Source organism: Paenibacillus sp. FSL R5-0928, from assembly GCF_037970385.1.
In the GTDB taxonomy this organism is placed as follows: domain Bacteria; phylum Bacillota; class Bacilli; order Paenibacillales; family Paenibacillaceae; genus Paenibacillus_AQ; species Paenibacillus_AQ odorifer.
Genome location: NZ_CP150225.1, coordinates 2,057,133 through 2,079,842 on the forward strand (window position 1 = coordinate 2,057,133; position 22,710 = coordinate 2,079,842).

Annotated in this window: 10 protein-coding genes; 3 read left to right on the forward strand and 7 right to left on the reverse strand. The window is 44.0% G+C overall.

Annotation, left to right across the window (positions count from 1 at the left end; all coding sequences use genetic code 11):
• The first annotated feature begins 12 nt into the window (after positions 1-12).
• Positions 13-1,650: an ATP-binding protein gene (locus MKZ16_RS08795; RefSeq protein WP_051491336.1), complete on the forward strand. Its 1,638-nt coding sequence runs from the start codon at positions 13-15 to the stop codon at positions 1,648-1,650.
• Positions 1,651-1,714: 64 nt separating this feature from the next.
• Here MKZ16_RS08795 and MKZ16_RS08800 read toward each other — a convergent pair whose 3' ends face one another.
• The 6 genes from MKZ16_RS08800 to MKZ16_RS08825 form a co-directional block, all read right to left on the reverse strand.
• Positions 1,715-2,566, reverse strand: a complete 852-nt coding sequence (locus MKZ16_RS08800) for a DegV family protein (protein WP_076103983.1) — start codon at positions 2,564-2,566, stop codon at positions 1,715-1,717.
• Positions 2,567-2,724: 158 nt separating this feature from the next.
• Entirely contained in the window at positions 2,725-3,588 is an 864-nt protein-coding gene (locus MKZ16_RS08805) for an AraC family transcriptional regulator (RefSeq protein ID WP_170914210.1), read from the reverse strand.
• 145 nt (positions 3,589-3,733) lie between these two features.
• Positions 3,734-5,416: an alpha-glucosidase gene (locus tag MKZ16_RS08810; RefSeq protein WP_036684397.1), complete on the reverse strand. Its 1,683-nt coding sequence runs from the start codon at positions 5,414-5,416 to the stop codon at positions 3,734-3,736.
• An 88-nt stretch (positions 5,417-5,504) separates the two neighbouring features.
• Positions 5,505-7,823, reverse strand: coding sequence for a glycoside hydrolase family 65 protein (locus MKZ16_RS08815; RefSeq protein WP_076101639.1), 2,319 nt, complete (start codon positions 7,821-7,823; stop codon positions 5,505-5,507).
• Between the two features lie 288 nt (positions 7,824-8,111).
• Entirely contained in the window at positions 8,112-8,768 is a 657-nt protein-coding gene (gene pgmB, locus MKZ16_RS08820; protein WP_076103982.1) for a beta-phosphoglucomutase, read from the reverse strand.
• A gap of 222 nt (positions 8,769-8,990) precedes the next feature.
• Positions 8,991-10,037: a LacI family DNA-binding transcriptional regulator gene (locus tag MKZ16_RS08825; RefSeq protein WP_036684387.1), complete on the reverse strand. Its 1,047-nt coding sequence runs from the start codon at positions 10,035-10,037 to the stop codon at positions 8,991-8,993.
• A gap of 687 nt (positions 10,038-10,724) precedes the next feature.
• Here MKZ16_RS08825 and MKZ16_RS08830 point away from each other — a divergent pair.
• A complete protein-coding gene (locus MKZ16_RS08830) occupies positions 10,725-18,527 on the forward strand; it encodes a pullulanase (protein WP_081393327.1) in 7,803 nt (2,600 codons plus the stop codon).
• Between the two features lie 158 nt (positions 18,528-18,685).
• Here the strand turns inward: MKZ16_RS08830 and MKZ16_RS08835 are convergent, their stop codons facing one another.
• Positions 18,686-20,431 (reverse strand): alpha-glycosidase, encoded by a 1,746-nt coding sequence (locus tag MKZ16_RS08835; RefSeq protein WP_076103981.1) that lies wholly within the window; start codon positions 20,429-20,431, stop codon positions 18,686-18,688.
• Between the two features lie 901 nt (positions 20,432-21,332).
• Here MKZ16_RS08835 and MKZ16_RS08840 point away from each other — a divergent pair.
• The gene (locus MKZ16_RS08840) at positions 21,333-22,664 is read left to right on the forward strand and encodes a maltose ABC transporter substrate-binding protein (RefSeq protein ID WP_036684378.1); all 1,332 of its coding nucleotides are present in this window, start codon (positions 21,333-21,335) and stop codon (positions 22,662-22,664) included.
• Positions 22,665-22,710 lie beyond the last annotated feature (46 nt).

Below are 22,710 nucleotides of genomic sequence, written 5' to 3' on the forward strand. Positions count from 1 at the left end.
GGGATGTGAACTGTGGATAAAGACTGGACGTCCATTCTGAGACGGTTGCTTTCGGAAGAGAGCGCTTATAAATCGTTATATGACCATCATCCTGATTTGATATTCGTTCTGGATAGACAAGGTCGCTGCGTAGGAACCAACCTAACGTTCCATCTAGGCTCCGGCGCAGAAGCGCAGTTTCAAAATACTAGTCCGATATCAGCAAAGAGAAAAAAACTTGGCAATATTGCTAGTTTTGAGGCTGCTCTGCAGGGGAACTCCTCAAGCTTTGAGCTACAAGATTTAGAGAATCCCAAAAAAGGCTCGAATTGCGTAGGCGTTAAACTTTTACCGATCAGAACGGAAGAAGGGATCGCCGGGGTATTCGCGATTACCAAAGTAGCTAACGGAAGCGCTCTTTTACATGCGGAATTGTTACAAGACTGGTTGGATGAATTGGCAGACACCTTGGACACTGAAATACCTGCCAAGGGAGAAGCGGAGGTAAGCTCCAAAGATACCTCAATAGTAGCTGTGAAGGATCAACAATCGAGTCTCATTCTGAATTCTGTCTCTGCGGGAATCTTTGTGCTCGATACAACGGGGCGAACTCTTTTTATTAACCGTGAGGCAGCAGATATGCTAGGCTATCAACCTACAGAATTGATGGGTCTGAAGCTTATGGATTATATCCATCATATCCAAGGTGACGGTTCGCGCTATTCGACGCCTGATTGCCAGATTAGTCTTACGATAGAGGATGGAATCATCCGTAAAAAAGATGATGAGATCTTCTGGCGTAAGGATGGCACCAGTTTTTTTGTTAATTACCGGGTGGCACCTCTTATTGATGAAGGGCTGATCGCAGGTGCGGTTATTGCCTTCAGTGATATTACGAATGAGCGAGAAATCATTCGTGCCAAAGAATCAGCAGAGCAGGCAGCGCAAGCCAAATCTGATTTCTTAATGATGATGAGCCATGAAATTCGGACGCCGATGAACGGGATGATCGGAATGGCTGATCTTTTGTTGGATACTGAGCTTGGAGAAGAGCAGCGAGGTTATGCCGAGATTTTACGCAGCAGTAGTTATACGTTATTACAGATCTTGAATGACATTCTTGATTTCAGCAAGATGGAAGCAGGTAAAATGTCACTGCAATCCGAGAAGTTTGATCTCCGCGAGATGATCTCAGACGTCATTGATTTATTTGCACCGAAAGCGGAAGAGAAGAAGCTGGCATTACGGTGGTGGATGGATACTAGCGTTCCAACCATAATCATTGCTGATCCGATCCGGTTGCGACAGATTGTTGTGAATCTGGTTGGCAATGCGCTGAAATTCACTGAACGTGGGAGCGTGACCCTATCGGTGAAGAACATTCCACTATCTGATGAACAAGAATTTTTGTTGGAATTTTCAGTGCGGGATACAGGTGTAGGAATTGCCGGTAACAAACTCAATCTGTTGTTTCAATCTTTCTCACAGCTGCATCCGTCCATAAACCGTAAATATGGAGGCACAGGTTTGGGACTGGCGATTTGCAAGCAGCTCGTTGAGCTGATGGGTGGGACGATCTTTGTAGAAAGTGAAGAGAATCAAGGTTCTACGTTTCGTTTTATGCTGCCTTGCAGAGCAGAAGATATAGAGCTGGAAGTAACTTCAAACTAGGGGGGTTACACACAAATCTCCGGTCCATTTGCTTAAGAAGCAATGGCCGGAGATTTGTGTGTTATTAGTCCTGAAGCATATACATGAGACCTACAGTATGCGGCCCACAATGGCTGCCAATTACACAACCAGCATGGAGAATTGCTATTTCATTAACTTGAGTTTTCTCTCGTAGTGCTGACTCCAGATAGAGTGCATCTTCTTCCGCCAAGGTATGGACAACGATGAGCAACTCTTTATCCATTCGATCGATGTGAACCAAAGCGTTCTGGAGCATTTGTTCCACAGCTTTTTCCTTTTTGCCACGGATTTTGCTAGTAGGTATGATGCTTCCATCTACCAGTCTAAGAACAGGACGGATTTTGAGTAGACTACCGATGAAGTTCTGCATGCCTGAACAGCGTCCACCCATATATAAGTAATCTAGCGTATCCACAACGAATTCAGTTTCCACAAGGTTGCGGCTGTGCTCCAGCAGGGCTGCAATCTCTACGGCAGTGTGGCCTTTTTCAGCAGCTCTGACAGCCTTCATAACAAGGAGGGCAATGCCTCCGCACAAGGTTTGCGAATCTATGACCTGTACGCGTCCCTCAGGAAATTCCCCGGCAGCCAAAAGTGCATTCTGATATGTAGAGGATAGTGAGGAGGAGAGACTGATATATACAATATCTTGTCCGCTACTAATCACGGGTTGAAATGCAGCAATGAAATCTGCTGGCGAAGGTGCTGCCGTTTTCGGCAATACTCCACTAGCGGCTACACGGCGATACACTTCCTCGGGTGTAATATCTTCACCATCTTTGTAGGTACCTTCTTCAAATACTACATAAAGAGGAACGATGCCGATGTCATAAGTATCCTTCCAGTTTTGAGGTAAATCGGAAGTGCTGTCTGAAAATATTTTTACAGTAGACATGAAATTCTCCTTCACCGATAATTCGGATGACAATAATCAATAATCATTATAGAACTATATAATCTATTTATTATACCAAGACTATGCCAATTCTCAAAATGAAATAGTAGGCAATCACAAGAAAAAAGACTATCGAGGTTTCGATAGTCTTTCTAGTTCTATTCTTTTTTCGTAACAGGGATCCATATCTCACAGCGATAGTCCTCTGCGTCTGGTCTCCCCGGAAGATATAGCTCAAACTCAGGCCCGCCTGTATGCTCGTAGCCTGTGGAAGGGAACCACTCTTGGAAAATGCGTGCCCATACCTGCTGGATAGCATCAGGCATCGGCCCTACTGAGGTGAACACAGCCCAACTTGCAGCTGGGATTGTTGTAGAAGCAAAGCCCTGTGCATCAGTCTCTGGAGTAGCTTCGACAGCGATCCAATAGGAGAAGGTTTCTTTATCATGGTTCATGTCAGAGCAGATGCCTAATAAATCCTTATCTCCACCGAGCTCAATCAGCTTATCCGACGTACCATTTTCATTAGCTTCTATCCACAACTGAGGGATGCGGCGCAGATTCTCCCCATCTTTCGTTGTCATTTCCTCTACTAGTCCGATAACATTAAAGGCGTCTCTTTTCTCAATTCTGTAGTCCATTTCTTTATCTCCCTTCAGTGATAGATGGAAGGAGAGTCTAGGGAAAGCCTTGAGCTGTACCCCTGACTCCCGCGCAGCAGAAGGAGTAATTCCATGTGCCTTGCGGAATGCTTTGGCAAACGACTCGGGCGAGTCATATCCGTATTTCAGTGCAACATCCAGCACTTTAACTTTAGAAATAGCAAGCTCCTGTGCAGCCAGAGTTAATCTGCGCTTACGGATATAGTCTTTAATAGATACTCCGGTAAGCATATTGAACATGCGCTGGAAATGAAAGGGGGAGGAGTAAGCAACCTTGGCGATTTCTTCAATCGTCACAGATTCCTCCATCTTGCTCTCCATATAGTCTAAAGCTTCTTTCATGCGGATAAGCCATTCCAAGTCCGTCATCTCCCTTTAAGTTCATACTATCAGGCTGCATTTGCAAAATCCTGTTATTCCGTGCTCTCTAATGACAGGTAGCAGGCAGAAGGATAATCTCATAAAAAATCATCCTAAATAGTATAACTCAGGAAGATAGACAAAGTTAGTCTTTCAATCGATACACTCTTGCTTCATAAGGTCGTAATAATTCCCGTGTGGGTGCATCATCAGGGTAATTTCCAATAATAAGTTCCGTAGCCTTACTTAGCTCTGCGGAAAGATCAACAGTCTGTGGAACCTCATTGAAATTGAGCAGCACCAGCCACTTCTCGTCATCCAGAGTACGCGTATAGGCATATATGTCCTCATGCTCTGGCAAAAGTAGCTTGTATTCTCCATAAGCCATGATCGGATTTTTTTTGCGCAAAGCAAGCAGCCTTTGGTAATAATAAAAGATAGAATCCGAATCAGCCAGCGCCTGCTCCACGTTAATTTCCTTGTAGTTCGGATTAACTTTGAGCCACGGCTCCCCTTCAGTAAAGCCGGCATTCGCAGAATCATCCCATTGCATCGGAGTGCGCGCATTATCACGGCCTTTGATATGAATAGCGTTTAGAACGCTGTTAGGATCAGCGCCGCCTTCGGTAACCTTTTCGCGATACATATTGAGGATTTCTATGTCTTTATAATGTTCAATGGCTGTGAACTTTACATTGGTCATCCCGATTTCTTCGCCTTGATAAATATAGGGCGTCCCTTTCAGCGTGTGCAGTAAGGTAGCGAGCATTTTGGCAGAGATCACGCGATACTTACCATCATCCCCGAATCTTGAGACCATACGTGGCTGGTCATGATTGTTAAGATAAAGACTATTCCAACCCTTATCCGCCAGACCCACTTGCCATTTATGAAGAATATCGCGCAGCTTCGACAACGTCCACGGGGCTACGTCCCATTTGCCGTCAGGACCCGAGTCCACATCCATATGCTCGAACTGGAACACCATTTGCAGCTCTTTGCGTTCCTCGTCCGTGTAAAGAATAGCATCTTCAACTGTAGCGCCAGGAGTTTCGCCGACAGTCATAATGTTATAGTTGGATAACACTTTGTCATTCATTTCATGTAAAAACTCATGAACACGTGGTCCATTCATATAATATTCGCCACCCCAGGCAAGTTCCCCGGGAGCGAGGCCGTCTCTATGGGAGGAAGGGAGACCTTCCACTTTGGAAATCATATTGATTACATCCATTCGTAGACCATCCACACCCTTGTCGAGCCAGAAGGTGATCATCTTGTATAACTCCTCACGCAGCTGCGGATTCTCCCAGTTGAGATCCGGTTGCTTGCGCGAAAACAGATGCAGATAGTATTCACCAGTAGTTTCATCCAGTTCCCAAGCCGGGCCGCTGAATACAGAACTCCAATTGTTGGGGCGCTCACCATCTGGTCCACCCGGACGCCAAATGTAGTAATCACGATATGGATTATCTTTTGAAGAACGGGATTCTACGAACCAAGGATGCTCATCTGAGGAATGATTGATTACAAGGTCCATCATCAGTTTTATGCCACGGGCGTGCAATCCAGTCAGTAATTCTTCCCAATCCTGCAATGTGCCGAACTCATCCATAATATCTTGATAATCGCTGATGTCATAACCGTTATCGTCATTTGGCGATTTATAGACAGGTGACAGCCAAACTACGTCGACACCTAGCTTTTGCAAATAATCCAGACGTGAAATGATTCCTTGCAGATCTCCAATCCCGTCACCATTGCTATCTTGAAAGCTGCGGGGATAGATTTGGTAGACAACGGCTTCTTTCCAAAAGGTTCTGTTCATTCATAATCACTCCTTTTATAAGTTAGCTTCCTAAAAAATAAAGAGACCCCAAAAGCTTTAAGCTTCAAGGGTCTCTTGGGTGTAAGTTTTATACTGTGACGGAATTGCTATCAGCAGTGATGCTGCTTAGTCCGTTTACGGTATATTCTTTGTCGTAGATAGTAATAGAAGCAGGGATATCAGTTTCATTCGTAACAGTAACTTGTGCATCCGTAACGCTTACTTTCAGACGGGAGCCGCGGAACATAATTTTAAAAGAGTAAGCAGTCCAGTGACCTGGGTTAGATGGGCTCAGTGTCAGTCTGCCGTCATGTACGCGGAGTCCGCCGAAACCATGTACGATCGACATCCAAGTACCAGCCATGCTAGTGCTGTGCAACCCGTCTTCTGTATCATTGTTATAGTTATCAAGATCCAGTCTTGAAGTACGCAAGTACATTTCATAGGCCTTATCCTTATATCCCAGCTCACTGGCTAGAATGGAGTGGATACAAGGGGAAAGGGAGGACTCATGAACAGTGATCGGTTCATAAAAGTCGAAGTTGCGTTTTTTTGTATCCAGATCGTAACGGTCACCCAGGAAATATAATCCCTGCAGAACGTCTGCTTGTTTAATGAAGCAAGAACGCAGGATACGGTCCCATGACCATTTTTGGTTAAGTGGCAGATGCTCACGTTCCAGATCTTTGACTTGAATGATCTCTTTGTCCAGGAAGCCATCTTGTTGTAAGAAGATACCCAGCTCTTCATCCGCAGGATAATACATCTTAGCAATGATGTCTTTCCATTTTGTAGTTTCGCTCTCTTGCAGCCCTAGTTTGTCAACTAGCTCTGCATAACGAGCAGGCTCATTCTCTTGCAAGTATGCCAGTGCTTCCATGGTGTATTCCATAGTCCACGAAGCCATACGGTTTGTATACCAGTTATTATTAACGTTATTCTCGTATTCATTCGGGCCCGTTACGCCGAGCATTACGTATTTGTCTTTACGTGATGCGTAGTGAACACGTTCTTCCCAGAAGCGGGAGATTTCCACGAGAACCTCAAGGCCATATTGTCCCAGATAAGCTTTGTCTCCGGTGTAGTTCACATAGTTGTAAATGGCGTAGGCAATGGCACCGTTCCGGTGAATTTCTTCAAATGTAATTTCCCACTCGTTGTGGCATTCTTCACCGTTCATAGTAACCATTGGGTACAGCGCACCTTTTTTGAATCCAAGCTTACGGGCATTTTCTTTAGCTTTCTCTAAGTGCTTGTAACGGTAGATCAACAAATTGCGGGCAATGGAGGAGTCCGCCGTACTGAGATAGAAGGGAACGCAATACGCCTCTGTATCCCAGTAGGTGCTGCCGCCGTATTTTTCACCGGTAAAGCCTTTAGGCCCAATGTTCAGGCGGTCATCTTCACCATTATAGGTTTGATTGAGTTGGAAAATATTAAAGCGAATCGCTTGCTGAGCCGAAACGTCACCTTCAATAATGATGTCGCTTTCTTTCCATTTTTCTCTCCAAGCTTCAATTTGTTCAGTCAAAAGGGTTACGAACCCAGCTTCCTTAGCAGCTTGCAGAGCAGTTTGGGCGGCGTCGACCAATTGTCCCAGACCGTGATTCCGAGAAGTAACATTGGCTACATATTTATAAATGACGATTTGATTGCCCGCTTGTGCGGTTACGTCCAGTTTGCTGGCTACATATTTCTCTTGTTCGATGACTTCTGCTTCGGCAGTTACCTTCTCACCATTGACAAGTATATCAAAAGCCATAGCAGAGGTGACATGAAAGTCGAGTTTCTTAGTCTTTAGGGTGAGATGTCCATGATCAGGTCCCGCTTGTTTCTCAACTTCATTCCAGAATTTCTCGTCATAGTTGGAATCCTTGTTCTTCACATCACCATCAAGATAAGGAGTAATCGTAATCTTGCCTGAGAAATTGACAGGAATGATGGAATAGCGAATCGCGCCGATTTCTTGACGAGTCATGCTTACGAACCGGATACTTTCTACTTTAACTTCCTTACCATCTTCGAGTGTTGCAGTGAAGCTACGGGAGAGCGTTCCTTCTTTCATATTAAGTACCCGGCGGAATTCGGAAACGGTGCACTTTGCTAGATCAAGGGGTGTACCCTCGATATCAATGTTAATACCGATCCAGTTCGTGCTGTTAAGTACTTTGGCAAAATATTCAGGATAGCCGTTTTTCCACCAGCCAACACGTGTTTTGTCAGGGTAGTAGACGCCAGCCATGTAGCTGCCTTGCAGGCTGTTGCCGCTATATTGCTCTTCGAAATTGGCCCGGCCACCCATAAATCCGTTACCAAGACTAAATACGCTTTCAGAAATTTCTTGCGTCTGTGGATCAAAGGATTCCTCAATAATGGACCATTCATCAATTGTTAAATATTGTTTCACGATAACCGCTCCTTTAAATATGTTAGGGGGATATATAAAATGAACAAATCCCTTGTTAAACTTCCGGTGATATATAAGTGACTGCGCGGAATCTTTGGACTTTCGATCACATTTTGCGGATGAAATCTGATTATAAAGGCGAACGTTATGCTTCTATAGTTCCAAAATTCCTCTCCGTCACTTCATCACCAGAAGGCTAACGATTAATTATTAGTTCATTTAATCTTTGGTTGGAATGTCCACAACAACTCAAATCAGTACTATTTGAGTTAATTATGTTCAATAAACTTATGCAAAAGATTCTTTGAGCAGGGACACACTCAAATGAGCAAGCGATGGGACAACAATATTCGCTGCACTCAGGGTTTCCGGCGAACCAATGCCAACACTGAACATACCGGCCCGGGTAGCGGCCTCAATTCCCGCTTCTGCATCTTCGAAGACTACACAATGTTCAGGTGCGGCATCCAGTGCTTTGGCTCCTAATAGGAACACTTCCGGATCTGGTTTAGCAGCACTAGTGTGTGTGCCGTCGATGATTGCATCAAAGTAAGGGGTTAATCCGGTATTATTCAAGATCGTCATAGCGTTTTTGCTGGCAGAACCGAGAGCAACTTTGATGCCATTCGCACGGCACTCTTTTAGGAAATCAAGCGCACCTGGCAGAATCTCAGAACTGTCCATTTTCGCAATATATTCGACATAACGATTATTTTTCTGTTCCGCAAGCTTAGCTTTCTCTTCTTCGTCAATCGTTAGTCCGCCGATTTCCAGCAAAATATTTAGTGAAGCCGTTCTGCTGACTCCCTTAAGGCGTTCGTTATCTTGTTCTGTGAATAGAAACCCCAGTCCATCTGCAAGCTCTTTCCAAGCAATATAATGGTATTTAGCTGTATCGACGATTACTCCGTCCAAGTCGAACAAGCAGGCTTTAATTTCCGACATTGTAGTACCTCCTAAAAGTTTTGACAGCGTCGTGATCCAGCGGATGCCGTATTAGAATCTTATTAAACCGTTTAAACTTTGATTAAGATGTGTAAGTTTATCCTAACCTAAGATCCTAGAAATCACCCATAAAGAACTGGATCAATAAGTATTGTATGATTTAGCGCAAACGTTTGTACAGATTTTCAAAAAATAAATGAAGCGGTTAAACGCTTCACTTATTCATTCGGTTTTATGCTTTGCCAGAGAGTGCATGGATGACTCTCTCACGATCAGACGATGGGGAATGACAAATCGGTTGGTATGACCTGAACCGTTATCCGGACTCTTGATATTTTGGATAAGTACTTGTGATGCGGTGTAGCCAAGATGATAAATTCCTATATCAATACTGCTGATCGGAGGACTAGATAATTCAGATAATGGAATATTGTTAAAGCTTACAATGGCGAGATCGTCTGGAACCTTGTATTTCAGTTCATTCAACCCGCGCAAAATTCCGAACGATACCATGTCATCCACCGCTACCAGCGCAGTGGGGCGATTCGGCAAATTCATGAAAAAGGACATCGCTCTATAGCCGCTATCCTGTAGAAATTCACCTTCTACAATCCATTCATCCCGCATTTCTAAACCGCTATTCTGCAATGCTTTACGATATCCGGCGAGACGGTCACGAGAAACGATTAGATTAGGTGGTCCACTTACGAAGCCAATACGTTTATGCCCCATGGAAATGAGGTGGTTCGTAGCATCGTATGCTGCCATCACATTATCATTATCGACTGATAAAATATTCTCATATTTATCACTTCGGCCAACAAGCACGAATGGATAATCGTTGCTCTCTAGAAAATCAATAACGGCATCATCCGTACGAGAGTAAAGCAGAATAACGCCGTCAACACGGCGACCCTTCAGAAGTCGTGAAACGGCTTCCAGTTCTTCTTTCTCGTTCGCTCCGGAGCTTATTAACACATCGTAACCGGAACGGCTGGCTTGTGTAACGATCCCGCGAATTAATTCCATAAAAAATAGATTAGAGAACAGCTCTTCAGCAGGTTTAGGAAGACTGAAGCAGATGCTGTTAGTAGTTTTCGACACCAAGCTCTTAGCCATCATGTTAGGGGTATAGCCCATATCCTCCATAATAGCTTTAACTTTGCGGGAAGTTTCCAGGCTGATTCTGGGATGGTTGGACAATACCCGGGATACCGTGGAGGGAGATACTCCCGCTTTCTTGGCCACATCCTTAATGGTAACTGTCATTGAAACCTCCTTATGGAACCGTTTGCTTTACACAGTAATATTAATCTAAGAGTTCTAAATTGTAAATAGATAAAGTCATTCAAAAGGGGGAAATTGCTACTTTTGGAAGGAACACAAGAAATTTCAATGTAATATTGTTGCTTTTCACCAAAAAAGTATGAATGATTCGGGAATTTTGATCTTAATATGTATAAATGCGGTCTGGATTTTGCGAAAAGAGTATTCGCTGAATGCAAACGTATGGCTTAAATGATGCAAGAACTTAGCTGAAAGGAAGGGAAGAACAAGTTTCGTTTTTATTGCGGCTTTAAATTGAGCTTTTATTTTAGAAAATACTGGTTGACAATACCGCAAATTCGGCATTAGTATGTAAATCAAAATACAGCAAGCGTTTTCATTGGGTGTTTTTAGGTTGAACCAGTTGCACTAACGAATGGGTTTTATGGACTAGTGTTTGTGCATAGCTTTTTGCAAACGATTGCACTAATTTCGACATGATGTATCAAGCTTTTACTTTGATAAAAGGATGGTGACAGCGTTGAATTGGCTTGACGAGCCCTACATATAGACCTTCTTCACCTTCAGAAGGAATACGCATGATTTATAATCTCATAAATTGGTGGGGTTTGTGAAATCATGTATCCGCTTGCGAAAAGGGAATTCATAATTATGGGAGGTTTTGCAAAAATGAAAATAACTTTATGGGGGAAGAGGGCATTTGCGATCTTTATGATTATTGCTCTCGTGTTCTCTGGTCTTGGACTACATCCTGTTAATGTTACAGCAGCAACGACGAAGGTTGTATTGGTTGGGGATCTGCAGTCTAAATTTACATCGACAGGTGCGGAAACGCCGGGTAAGGATTGGAATGAGACATCAGTAGTTACCCAAATGACCTATTCAGATAATGGCCTATATTCTTTTACAGGCACTCTGCCGGCAGGAGAATATAACTACAAGGTTACTCTTAATGATTTATGGGACGAGAACTATGGATTCACAAGTTACACCAATCCTCAGGGAACAAATGATGGGGAGAATATCCATATCAAGCTGGAAACAGAGACTGCCGTAACCTTTTATTATAATGACTTAACTCATAAAATAGCTGATTCCACGTATTACACACCGATTGCTTCCGCTAAACTACCAAGATTGACAGGAAACCTGCCGGCAGAAGCACTTACCGTATTATCTGATCCTGATTTTGATGATGTTTACAGTACGGTGGCTACCCTTCCTAAGGGAGATTACACCTACCAAGTTTCTGTTCCAGGAGACGGTGAAGCCGGGGATCAATTGTATCCCGAAACTGCTAATAATCTGAGTCTTCCTTCAGATCTTCTGGTTACCTTTAAATTTAATCCACTGGATGGCAGTGTGACAGCAGAATATAAAATTCCTTCTGAACCTGTTGAGGTTACTCCTGTTCCGGCTGGACACATCCGTATTCACTACAATCGGACAGCTGGTGACTATGAAAATCAGGGATTATGGACATGGGATGATGTTCAATCCCCTTCCGCAAATTGGCCTACAGGTGCAACTCCATTTCCTGAAGGGCAAATCGATTCTTATGGTGCTTATGTTGACGTGCCAGTGAAGGATGGAGCTAAGAAAATTTCGTTCCTTGTGGTAAACCGAGTCACTCAGGCCAAGGATGAAGGGGATAAACTCTTTGCCATTAACACGCCTGAGGCGAATGAAATTTGGATCAAGCAGGGTTCAAATGATGTAACACCGTATGAACCAGTTACACTTGCTCCTAATACAGTGCGAATTCACTATACCAGAGCTGATACAAATCATGATCAATATGGACTGTGGCTGTGGGATGACGTCGTAGCCCCATCCGAAAATTGGCCGTCTGGAGCTACTCCTTTTGTAGCAGATCAAACAGATCGTTATGGTGCATATGTTGATGTTCCGCTTATTGAGAATGCGAAGAAAATCGGCTTTATTGTGATGAAACCTTCGAACGGTGATAAGGACGGTGACAATAAAACCTTTAGCCTGCTGGATCGATACAATCAGCTATGGGTTAAAGAAGGAGACAACAATGTTTATGTTTCTCCGTTTGGTGAGACACCTATTGGCTTAGTATCCGCAGAGGTGCTGTCGACGAGCAAAATCCTTCTCGGCTTCACACTGACTGACGGTTTGGATCCAGCAGCCTTAAAGACAGCAATTACAGTTAAGGATAAAGAGGGCGCTGCAATCCCGATTACTGCTGTAACCCTTACAAGCAAAACTTCAATCGAAGTGGATACAGAAGCATTTGATCTGGAAAAAGTTCCGCTTAGCGTTACCTATTCAGGTAAAACGGTCTCAGCCGCAAGTGGCTGGAGAATGCTTGATGAAATGTACAACTATACAGGAGACGATCTTGGAGCTACGTATAATGCTGACAAAACAGCCACATTGAAATTATGGGCACCTAAAGCAAGCTCGGTCGTTGTGAATCTTTACGATAAGAATGACTCTAACGTGCAAGTGGGCAGTGTTGCTTTAACGCTCGGCGAGCAAGGGGTTTGGTCAGTCCAGCTGAAGCCAGCTGATTTGACAGGCACAACGGCAACAGATGTAAGGGGCTTCTTTTATCAATACGAAGTAACGAATGACGGTGTAACCCATAAGGTTCTTGATCCTTATGCTAAATCAATGGCGGTATTTACTGTGGATACCACAGGTGCTGCTGGTGCTGGCGGGGATACAGTGGGCAAAGCGGCTATTGTTGATTTAAGCCAGACGAACCCAGATACCTTTGGGTATGCTGATATAAAAGGCTACGAAAAACGTGAGGACGCCATCATCTACGAAGTCCACGTGAGAGATTTTACATCGGATGTATCGATCGAGGATAGTCTGAGTGGGGAAAGATGGGGTTCTTATAGCGCTTTTGAAAAGAAACTTGATTATATTAAATCTCTTGGTGTAACGCATGTTCAGTTGCTTCCTGTGATGGCTTGGTATTACGGGGATGAGACGAAGATGGGGACTAGAGAGCCGGATTATTCCGCAAAAAACAATGAATACAACTGGGGTTATGATCCTCACAGCTATTTTTCACCGGACGGGGCCTATTCACAGAACCCTGCCGATCCAGAAGAGCGGATTAAAGAATTAAAAGGTTTGATTGATGCCGTGCATGAAGCTGGAATGGGTGTCATTCTGGACGTAGTGTATACTCATATGGCTAAAAAAGAATTTTTAAACGACATCGTACCTAATTACTATGCCTTCCAAGATGCAAACGGTAACTTTATCGGGGGGTTCGGCAACAATTTAGCCACCAACCATAAAATGGCTGAGAAGCTGATGGTTGATTCGGTAAAATACTGGTTTGAAGAGTACAAGATTGATGGAATGCGCTGGGATATGATGGGCGATGCGACAGCTGATGCTGTTCAGCATGCTTATGATGCCGCAGCAGCAGTGAATCCGAAGGCACTCTTTATTGGTGAAGGCTGGAGAACATTCGGCGGCGCCGCGGCTGATCCTTCTCTCGCTGGGCAAGGTGCAGATCAGGATTGGATGGACAAAACGGATAGTGTCGGTGTTTTCTCAGATGAATTCCGTAATGAATTGAAGTCTGGTTATGGTTCCGAAGGTCAGCCTAGATTTATTACAGGTGGAGCACGTCCGATCGCTACAATCCTGGACAATATCAAAGCTCAACCTTCGAATACACCAGCAGATGATCCGGGTGATATCGTCCCATATATCGAAGCTCATGATAATCTGACACTTCATGATGTCATAGCACAATCGATCAAGAAGGATCCGGATATCGCTGAGAATGAGCTTGAAATTCAGCAGCGGATCAGATTAGGAAATATGCTCGTATTAACTTCTCAAGGTACAGCCTTTATCCATGCCGGTCAGGAATATGGGCGGACTAAGCAGTGGAAGGGCACAACGATTCCTGAGGATAAATTCACAGAGATGTTCGACAATAACAACCAATCGTTCGGCTATTTCATTCATGATTCTTACGATTCATCGGATGCAGTTAACATGTTTGATTGGACCAAAGCAACAGATGAATCTAAGTTCCCAGTACAGAACACGACAAGAAAATATACGTCGGGTCTGATGGAGCTGAGAAAATCAACGGATGCCTTCCGATTGGGCGATAAGGATTTGGTTGACTCTAACATTAACCTGATCCCTGCTCCAGAAATGAAGGATAACGATCTTGTCATCGGCTATTCCAACAAAGCAACAGATGGCACTGGTATCTATTATGTCTTCATGAATGGTGACAGCACAACTAGAAAGCTGACCTTATCTGAGGATTTGACGGGCGGTCAGGTGCTTGTGGACAACGATGAAGCTGGTGTTACAGCGATACCGGCTGCACAGCAGTCAGGTTTTATTTTGACAGCAAATTCAATTACACTAGAGCCTTTGACGGCCGTGATTATTCAAAAGGAAGCTGCACCAGTTACGCTGAACTCTTTGGAAACAGATAGTGCAAGCTACACGCTGGCAGCAGGAAATACGCATCAAACCGCTGTTTTTGCGAAATATGATGACAATAGCAGAAGTAATGTTACTACGAAGGCTACTTACCTCTCTAATAAACCTGAAGTAGCTACAGTAACTGATAAAGGTCTAGTCAAAGCGGTTGGGCTAGGAACGGCAACCCTTACTATCTCTTATGAGGGTATTTCTACAACCGTCACCGTTAAAGTTACTGACAAACGATATGTTCAATTCACTTATACCCGTAGCGATAAGGACTATAAGGATTGGAATATCTGGGTGTGGAACACTGGAGCTAAAAATGACCAGATTGATTTCACAACCTTTAAGAATGGCACAGCGAGCGTTCTGATTGAGGTTGCGGAGAATGCAACAAGCGTTGGATTTGTCCTGCGCAAAGGTACGGATTGGAACACGGGGAAACTAGACTACCCAGACGATCGTGTTATTCCGTTGACCCCTGGTGAACCGTTCACTAAGGTGTATGTAACCAGTATGGTTAAAGAGCTTGATATCAAACCAAGTATTAGCGGCCCTATTTTAAAAGATGGAACGATTACTTTCAGATACCGCGACGACGCTTTGTTCCGTAATGGAAATATGGACGCAATAACAGCTGCTAAAGTAAAAGTGAACGGCACTTCGTATCCAATGATCTATGATCCGGCTAACGAGTGGTTCACTTACACACTGGCTGATTTAAAAGAAGGTATGTATAAATATACTTTCTTGATTACTAAAGACGGCGTCACTACCGAAATTACAGATCCAAAGAATACGGTGAATGATGAATCTGTTATTGATTATCATCAACCTGTCGTTAAGATTGCGACATCCGTAAGTCCAGAGGCAGTCACATCCAATCAGAATGCTGTTGTAACCATCCACGCTTCCTCTTCGGAAGAAGTAACTTACTCTGAAGCATATATGGATTTAACTAATCTTGGGGGCCCTAGCAAAGTTAAGCTGGATACGGAACTCTTGAAACAAACGGTTGCTGTGGAAGACACGGTGTCAGCGGGCATCAAGGATATTCCGATTACGCTCGTAGACCAATACGGCAATGCACATAAGGAAAAGGCTACACTTGAGGTAAAAGCAAGAACCTATACAGGGGATAAGCTGGATTTTGATTGGGATGAGGCTCGAATTTATTTCGCGCTTACAGACCGATTTAAAGACGGTGACCCAACGAATAATGAGAATGTGAATAAAGATCATCTGGAAGCTTATCATGGTGGAGATTTCCGGGGGATGATCGACAATCTCGATTATTTGCAAGAGCTAGGAATTAACACGTTATGGATCACGCCAATCGTAGATAATATTGATTTTAACAAAGGCGTTGACTTTGGCAGCGAACAATATGGATACCATGGGTATTGGGCAAAAGATTTTACCAAGCTCGACGAGCATCTTGGCGATATGGCCACCTTCAAGGAGCTGATCGAAAAGGCGCATGACAAAGGGATCAAGATCATGGTTGACGTTGTACTCAATCATACGGGTTACGGTCTGAAAGCTGAGGATACCTATCCGACAATTACAGCTGAGGATAAAGCACGTTTCGAAGGGATGCTGCGCACGGATGGTGTATCCGCAGATACAGATCCAATTAAGGGCGAACTTGCTTTCCTGCCAGATTTCAAAACGGAAGATCCAGCCGTTCGTGAAAAAATTATCGCTTGGCAAACAGGCTGGTTAGACAACGCACGTACGGAACGTGGAGACACGATTGATTATTTCCGTGTGGATACGGTCAAACACGTGGACGATACGACTTGGAAAGCCTTTAAAAATGCACTGACAGCGATGGATCCAAACTTCAAAATGACCGGCGAATACTTCGGTGGAACCATTGATAACAATGGTGGAATGCTCGAAACTAGCCAGATGGATGGGCTGCTTGATTTTGGATTTAAAGATGCAGCCAGAGATTTTGCAAATGGTAAGGTAAACAGTGTGGATGCTTATCTGCAGGAACGTGAATTGAAGATCGACAATACGAAGATGATGGCTCAATTCCTGAGCAGTCACGATGAGAATGGTTTCTTGTCTGATTATGTGGGAGGCGATAAAGGCAAGCTGAAGATTGCTGCAGCTCTGCAAATTACCGCCAAAGGACAGCCGGTAATATACTACGGAGAAGAACTGGGTAATTCAGGCAGCAATGCTGGAAATATGTCTGAAGGTCAATTCAGTGAGAACCGTAAGGATATGCCTTGGGATCAATTAACGGCAGAGAAGCCACTACATGACCATTATCAAAAGCTGTTGAATATCCGTGCGAAGTACTCCAAAGTGTATTCCAAAGGTGCGCGCACGAAGCTCGCAGGTTCAGATGATTCAGGTTATTTGGCTTTCAACAAATCTTATGAAGATGAGAACGTAGTGACGGTAATCAATACTAAAACTAGTGAGAGTTCTGTAACGATTCCAGTACCGTTTGCTGCTAATTCATCGGTAACCGATGAATACAGCGGTAAAACATACATGGTTTCCGAGGATCAAAAGGTAAATATTGATCTGCCAGGTAGAGATGATGGAGGTACGGTTATTTTGGCTGAGGTATCGGATGTTATACCGACACCAACGCCAACGTCGACACCAACACCAACGTCGACACCAACATCAACGCCGACACCAACACCAACACCGACACCAACGCCAACGCCGACACCAACATCGACGCCAACGCCGACACCAACATCGACGCCAACGCCGACACCAACATCGACGCCAACGCCGACACCAACGTCGACGCCAACACCGACGCCAACACCGACACCAACGTCGACACCAGAAGTAACACCTTCGCCTGAGGTGACACCAACGCCAGAAGCTACAGCGGCACCAACCTCTGGAGTTGTTGTTAACCCTAGCCCTACACCGCCAGCGGATACTCAGGTTGTGAATGAGGATAGCTTGAAGAATGGTAAAGAAGGCAAGGTGCAAATTGATGTTGCTGCTGGTAAGACAGCGGTACGCTTACCTTTACAAGCTGCACAAATACTAGGAACTGATGATCTTGTGTTTAAAATGGGAGATCTGTTAGTTACTATCCCTAGCCAGCTTTTAAGTACAATGCCAAGTTTAGCTTCAGGTATTGATGGGGTAGGTGCCCAAATCTTGCTTGAACTGAAGCCACTGGCGCAGTCTGCTGCGAAAGCCATAGTAGACGGTTTAAACAATGATAGTGCTCATGTTAGCTCTCTTTCCGATGTATTTGAATTCAGACTTAGCGTGCTGATGAAAGACGGTACTCGGATTGTAATTAAGCAGTTCGATGAGCCGATTACGATCTCATTTAAGATTAAAGGGCAATTCAACAAAGACTTAATCGGAATCTATTATTTAAGTGATAATGGCGGGTTAGAGTACGTGGGAGGACAGCTGAATGGAGAGGTGATCACGGCACAAGTCACACACTTCAGTAAGTATGCTGTGCTTGAAATCGATAAGTCGTTCAAAGATGTTCCTGCAACCTATTGGGCATTTAAGGCGATTCAATCACTTGCCGCCAAACAAATTGTGTCAGGGGTTACTACCTCTGAGTTTGATCCGAAAAGTAATGTTAGCCGTGCGGAATTTACAGCACTACTAGTACGTGCACTTGGCTTAAAAGCGGAAGGGCAGGTCCTGTTTACTGACATCAGGTCAGATGCATGGTATGCCTCATATGTAGCTACAGCTGCTAAGCTGGGTATTGTTAGTGGACGGAGTAATAATATTTTTGCGCCGAATGCATCAATTACCCGTGAGGAAATGGCTGTTATGGCGATCCGCGCACTTGAAGTGAAGTCTGGTAAGAAGCTTGAGCCTGTAGCAGCCTCTACGGCATTTACTGACGCTTCAAGTATTAGCAAGTGGGCGGAAGCCTATGTGAAGACTGCAGCAGACTTAGGACTCCTGCAAGGCCGAGAGAACAATCGATTCGCTCCAAAAGCATGGATGACCCGCGCAGAAAGCGCACAGGTTATTTATACGCTGCTGAGCAAGTAGGCTAAACTAAAGTGTGCTGAATTCTGGCACCCCTTAGTTTGAGCAGCGGTTAGCATTTTAGTATTCTCCAAAAGAAAACAGGGTATCCCGAAGCGATTATCGCTTGCGAGATACCCTGTTTTGTTATGCTGTATGGCTGAGCAGTGGAAAGAAACCTTTTAGATGATTGCCTTTAGGATAGTGAATCCATAGGCTGGCATCTTCACGATCAGCTTGCTGCGTTCTGTGCGCAGTGTTTCGCCTGTAAACAAGTTCTCCCAATCCCGCTCGTCTACGTCAATACGGAAGGTCTGAGCGGTCTCTTCACTGTTGATTAGTACGACAATTGTCTGCAGATCCAGCCGGCGCTCATAGGCTAGCTTGCTGCCTTGTTGTCCTGCCTCAAGGAAGGTAAATGTACCTGTGCGGAGAGCAGGGTGATCGTTGCGTATTTGAATAAGCTGACGATAGAACTCGAAGAGCTCACGATCCTGCTTTTCAGGGTTCCACTCCATGCATTTGCGGCAACCAGGGTCACCTTCACCGTCCATGCCGATCTCGTCACCGTAATAGATGCAGGGAGTGCCCATAAAGGTGAATTGGAACAGTGCCGCTAATCGCATCTTGTTTTTGTCTCCAGCAGCCAGCGTAAGCAGTCGTGGAGTATCGTGGCTGTCCAGCAGATTAAAAGCAACTTCACTTGCCTGCAGCGGATAGCGCGATAACTGTTTGCCAATGGAATTAGCGAATTCTTCAGCATCAAGAGTGCCATGCACAAAGAAGTCAAGGACAGCGTCAGTGAAAGGATAGTTCATAACGGCATCAAATTTATCGCCTTCTAGCCAAGGTGCAGATTCATGCCAGATTTCTCCCAATATGTAAGCCTCAGGATTAGCACGTTTAACCACCTTGCGGAATTCCCGCCAGAAATCATGATCCACTTCATTGGCAACGTCCAGACGCCAGCCATCGATCCCAACTTCTTTGATCCAGTATTCTGCGACTTTCAGTAAGTATTGTTTAACTTCAGGATGTTCTGTGTTTAGCTTTGGCATTAGCGGTTCAAAAGCAAAGGTGTCATAAGTAGGGACACCGTTTTCAATTTGAAGTGGAAACTTGCGAATATGGAACCAATCTTTAAAGGCGGAAGCCTCTCCTTTTTCTTGAACATCCACAAAAGGGGCAAAGGTTCTGCCAGAATGATTGAATACGGCATCTAGCAGGACACGAATCCCACGTTTATGGCAGCTATCGACGAGCTTTTTTAAAGTCTCAATATCTCCAAAATGCGGATCGACTTTCATATAGTCTTCTGTATCGTATTTGTGATTAGTAGTTGCATCAAAGATAGGTGTGAAATAAATAGCAGTGATCCCAAGCTCGTTAAGATGATCTAAATGATCAATAACCCCTTGCAGGTCGCCGCCAAAAAAATTGGTTGGTGTTGGTTCGGAGCCCCATGGCTGAACATTTTCCGGATCAAGGCTCGGGTCACCATTTGCAAAGCGTTCTGGGAAGATCTGATAAAAAACAGCGTCCTTTACCCAGGCAGGCGGAGCGAATACATCAACGCGGTTAATGAAGGGGAATTCGAACAGCTTGTTTGGGTTTTCCGGCCGCACCGTTTGAAAGTCACTTTCGGTCATCCAAATTCGTTCGTTATCTTTTTGAAGTAAGAAGCCGTATTTCAAGCGGCGGTAGAGAGGTACTGAAGCACATTCCCAATAGTCAAACATAGCATCGGAGGTGAAGAGGGTCATGGGAATTAGTTCTTTTGTGGTATCCCAAGCGTATTTATCTCCAGCAAAGGCGAACACTTCGGTTAAATCCCCTTTTTTAGCGCGCAGACGCAGGTGAATCGTACTTTCATTATAGGCATAAGACCAATTTAACCGCGGACGATGATACACTGCTTCCAGTAACATGATAAATCCTCCTAAAGTTTTGTTAGCGTTACTTCCTCGGACACTTCGGCAAAACCACATCGAAAGCATAGGCTAAGTTTTGTTAGCGCTACTTCCTCGGACACTTCGGCAAAACCGCATCGAAAGCATAGGCTAAGTTTTGTTAGCGTTACTTCCTCGAACACTTCGGCAAAACCACATCGAAAGCATAAACTATTCCCGGACGATACTCCACAGAGCGCGTGGAATGTAGAATGTCGCTATTGTTATTGGTTGCACAGTTTTTTATGCAACATGCACTAAATCAGTAGCAGAGTAGCACATAACAAAGAGGCACAGCCACCGCGACGTAGCTTGCCCGAGGTTGTACCTTTGATAAGTAACATTGCCTTTTAATTGTATAGAACAGGAGGCAGACAAGAGATGTTGTGCTCATGCTGGACAGCCTCTTAACGTTTTGGATTATAGCATGGAATAAAAGGGCTTTCAATACTCTTGTTCAAACCATTGCACTAAATTTCACTAAAGTAAACGAGCATTGTGAACGTTAATTTATGAGAAATCTCTTGAAATAGAGAAAATGTGGCATATTAGGGGCAAATAAAATAGATATTCCAATATTAAACACATGAATTATCGACTAATTAAAAGATATCATGTGAAAAATGGAGATATATGCCTATAATGTATATCAATTAATGGAAAATGACCCAATACAGTATATGCAAACGTTTTTAAAAACAATCGTTACTGTTGTATGATGTACTCATGGATGAAGCGCTTTCTTACCTGTGAAATGCAGATACAGAAGGAGCAAGCTAAAAGAAGAACTTTTTTTTTAGCCTTTCTGAAATCGTTTGCGCAGATTGCAGCACTACTATTTTCCATCTTACGTTTTTAAAAATTGGGAGGGGTTAAAGTAATGAAATTGAAAAAAATGATGGTTATCACCGCAGCTTTCTCAATGGCTCTGTCCGTTACAGCATGCGGTTCGAACAACAACAGTACGAATAACGGGGGCAACAACGCAGCAAAAGCTACTAACAACGCTACTACAGAGACTGCAGCGCCAGAGAGCACAGATGCAGCAGTAACAGATGAAATCGTACCTGAAGATGGCGCAACTCTAGTGGTATGGGAAAGTAAAGAAGAAAGACCTTTTGCAGATGAGATTGCTAAACAGTTCACAGCAAAATATAACGTTCCAGTCAAGGTTGAAGAATTGGCACCCCCGGATCAAGTAACTAAGCTTACTCAAGATGGTCCTTCAGGATTAGCGGCAGACGTTATTCTTATCCCTCACGATAACTTAGGTAAAGCGGCAAGCGCGAGCTTGGTTCTTCCTAACGATGTTTTCGGTGAAGAAACAAAAGCTAACAATACTGAAGCTTCGATTATCGGATCTTCGTACGAAGGCGAATTGTATGGTTACCCAAGAGCAGCAGAAACTTATGCATTGTTCTACAATAAATCGCTTGTTAAAGAAGCACCTAAATCATTCGATGATGTTCTTGCATTCAGCAAAACATTCACGGATAAATCGAAAAATAGATATGGAATTATGTGGGAAGTAGGAAACGTGTACTTCAACTACATGTTTATCGCATCCGATGGCGGATACCTCTTCGGTAAGGATGGTACGGATAAAGATGATATCGGTCTTGCTAACGATGGCGCAATTGCAGGACTTAAAGAATTTGTGAAATTGAAGGAAGCATTGCCAATTAAGAGTGGTGATATCAACAGTGATATCAAACGCAGCTTGTTCAACTCTGGTGATGTAGCTATGGATATCACAGGTCCATGGGAGCTTGGAGGATACAAAGAAGCTCTTGGTGACAACCTTGGTATTGCTCCAATCCCTACTGTGAATGGCAAAACAGCAATTACATTCTCTGGTATTAAAATTTTCGCAGTTAACTCGTTTACTCAATATCCGAATGCTGCTAAATTGTATGCGAATTTTGCTTCAAGCAAAGACGCTCAGCTGTTACTGAACAAAACGATTGGTTCGGTTCCTACAAACAACGAGGCGCTTCTTGATCCACAGATCTCTAGCGATCCTTATGTGTCCGTTTTTGCAGAACAAGCTAAGAACTCCCAACCGATGCCTTCTATCCCTGAAATGGGTAACGTATGGAGTCCAGTAAATGCTGCCCTTCCAGAAATTTGGGATAAAAATGGGGATCCAAAAGCAGCAATGGACAAAGCTGTACAACAAATCAAAGATTTGAATAACAGTGCATCTCAATAAGGATCATAATTCACTGTCTTAACAGCATACAGTGAATCAAGCTGCC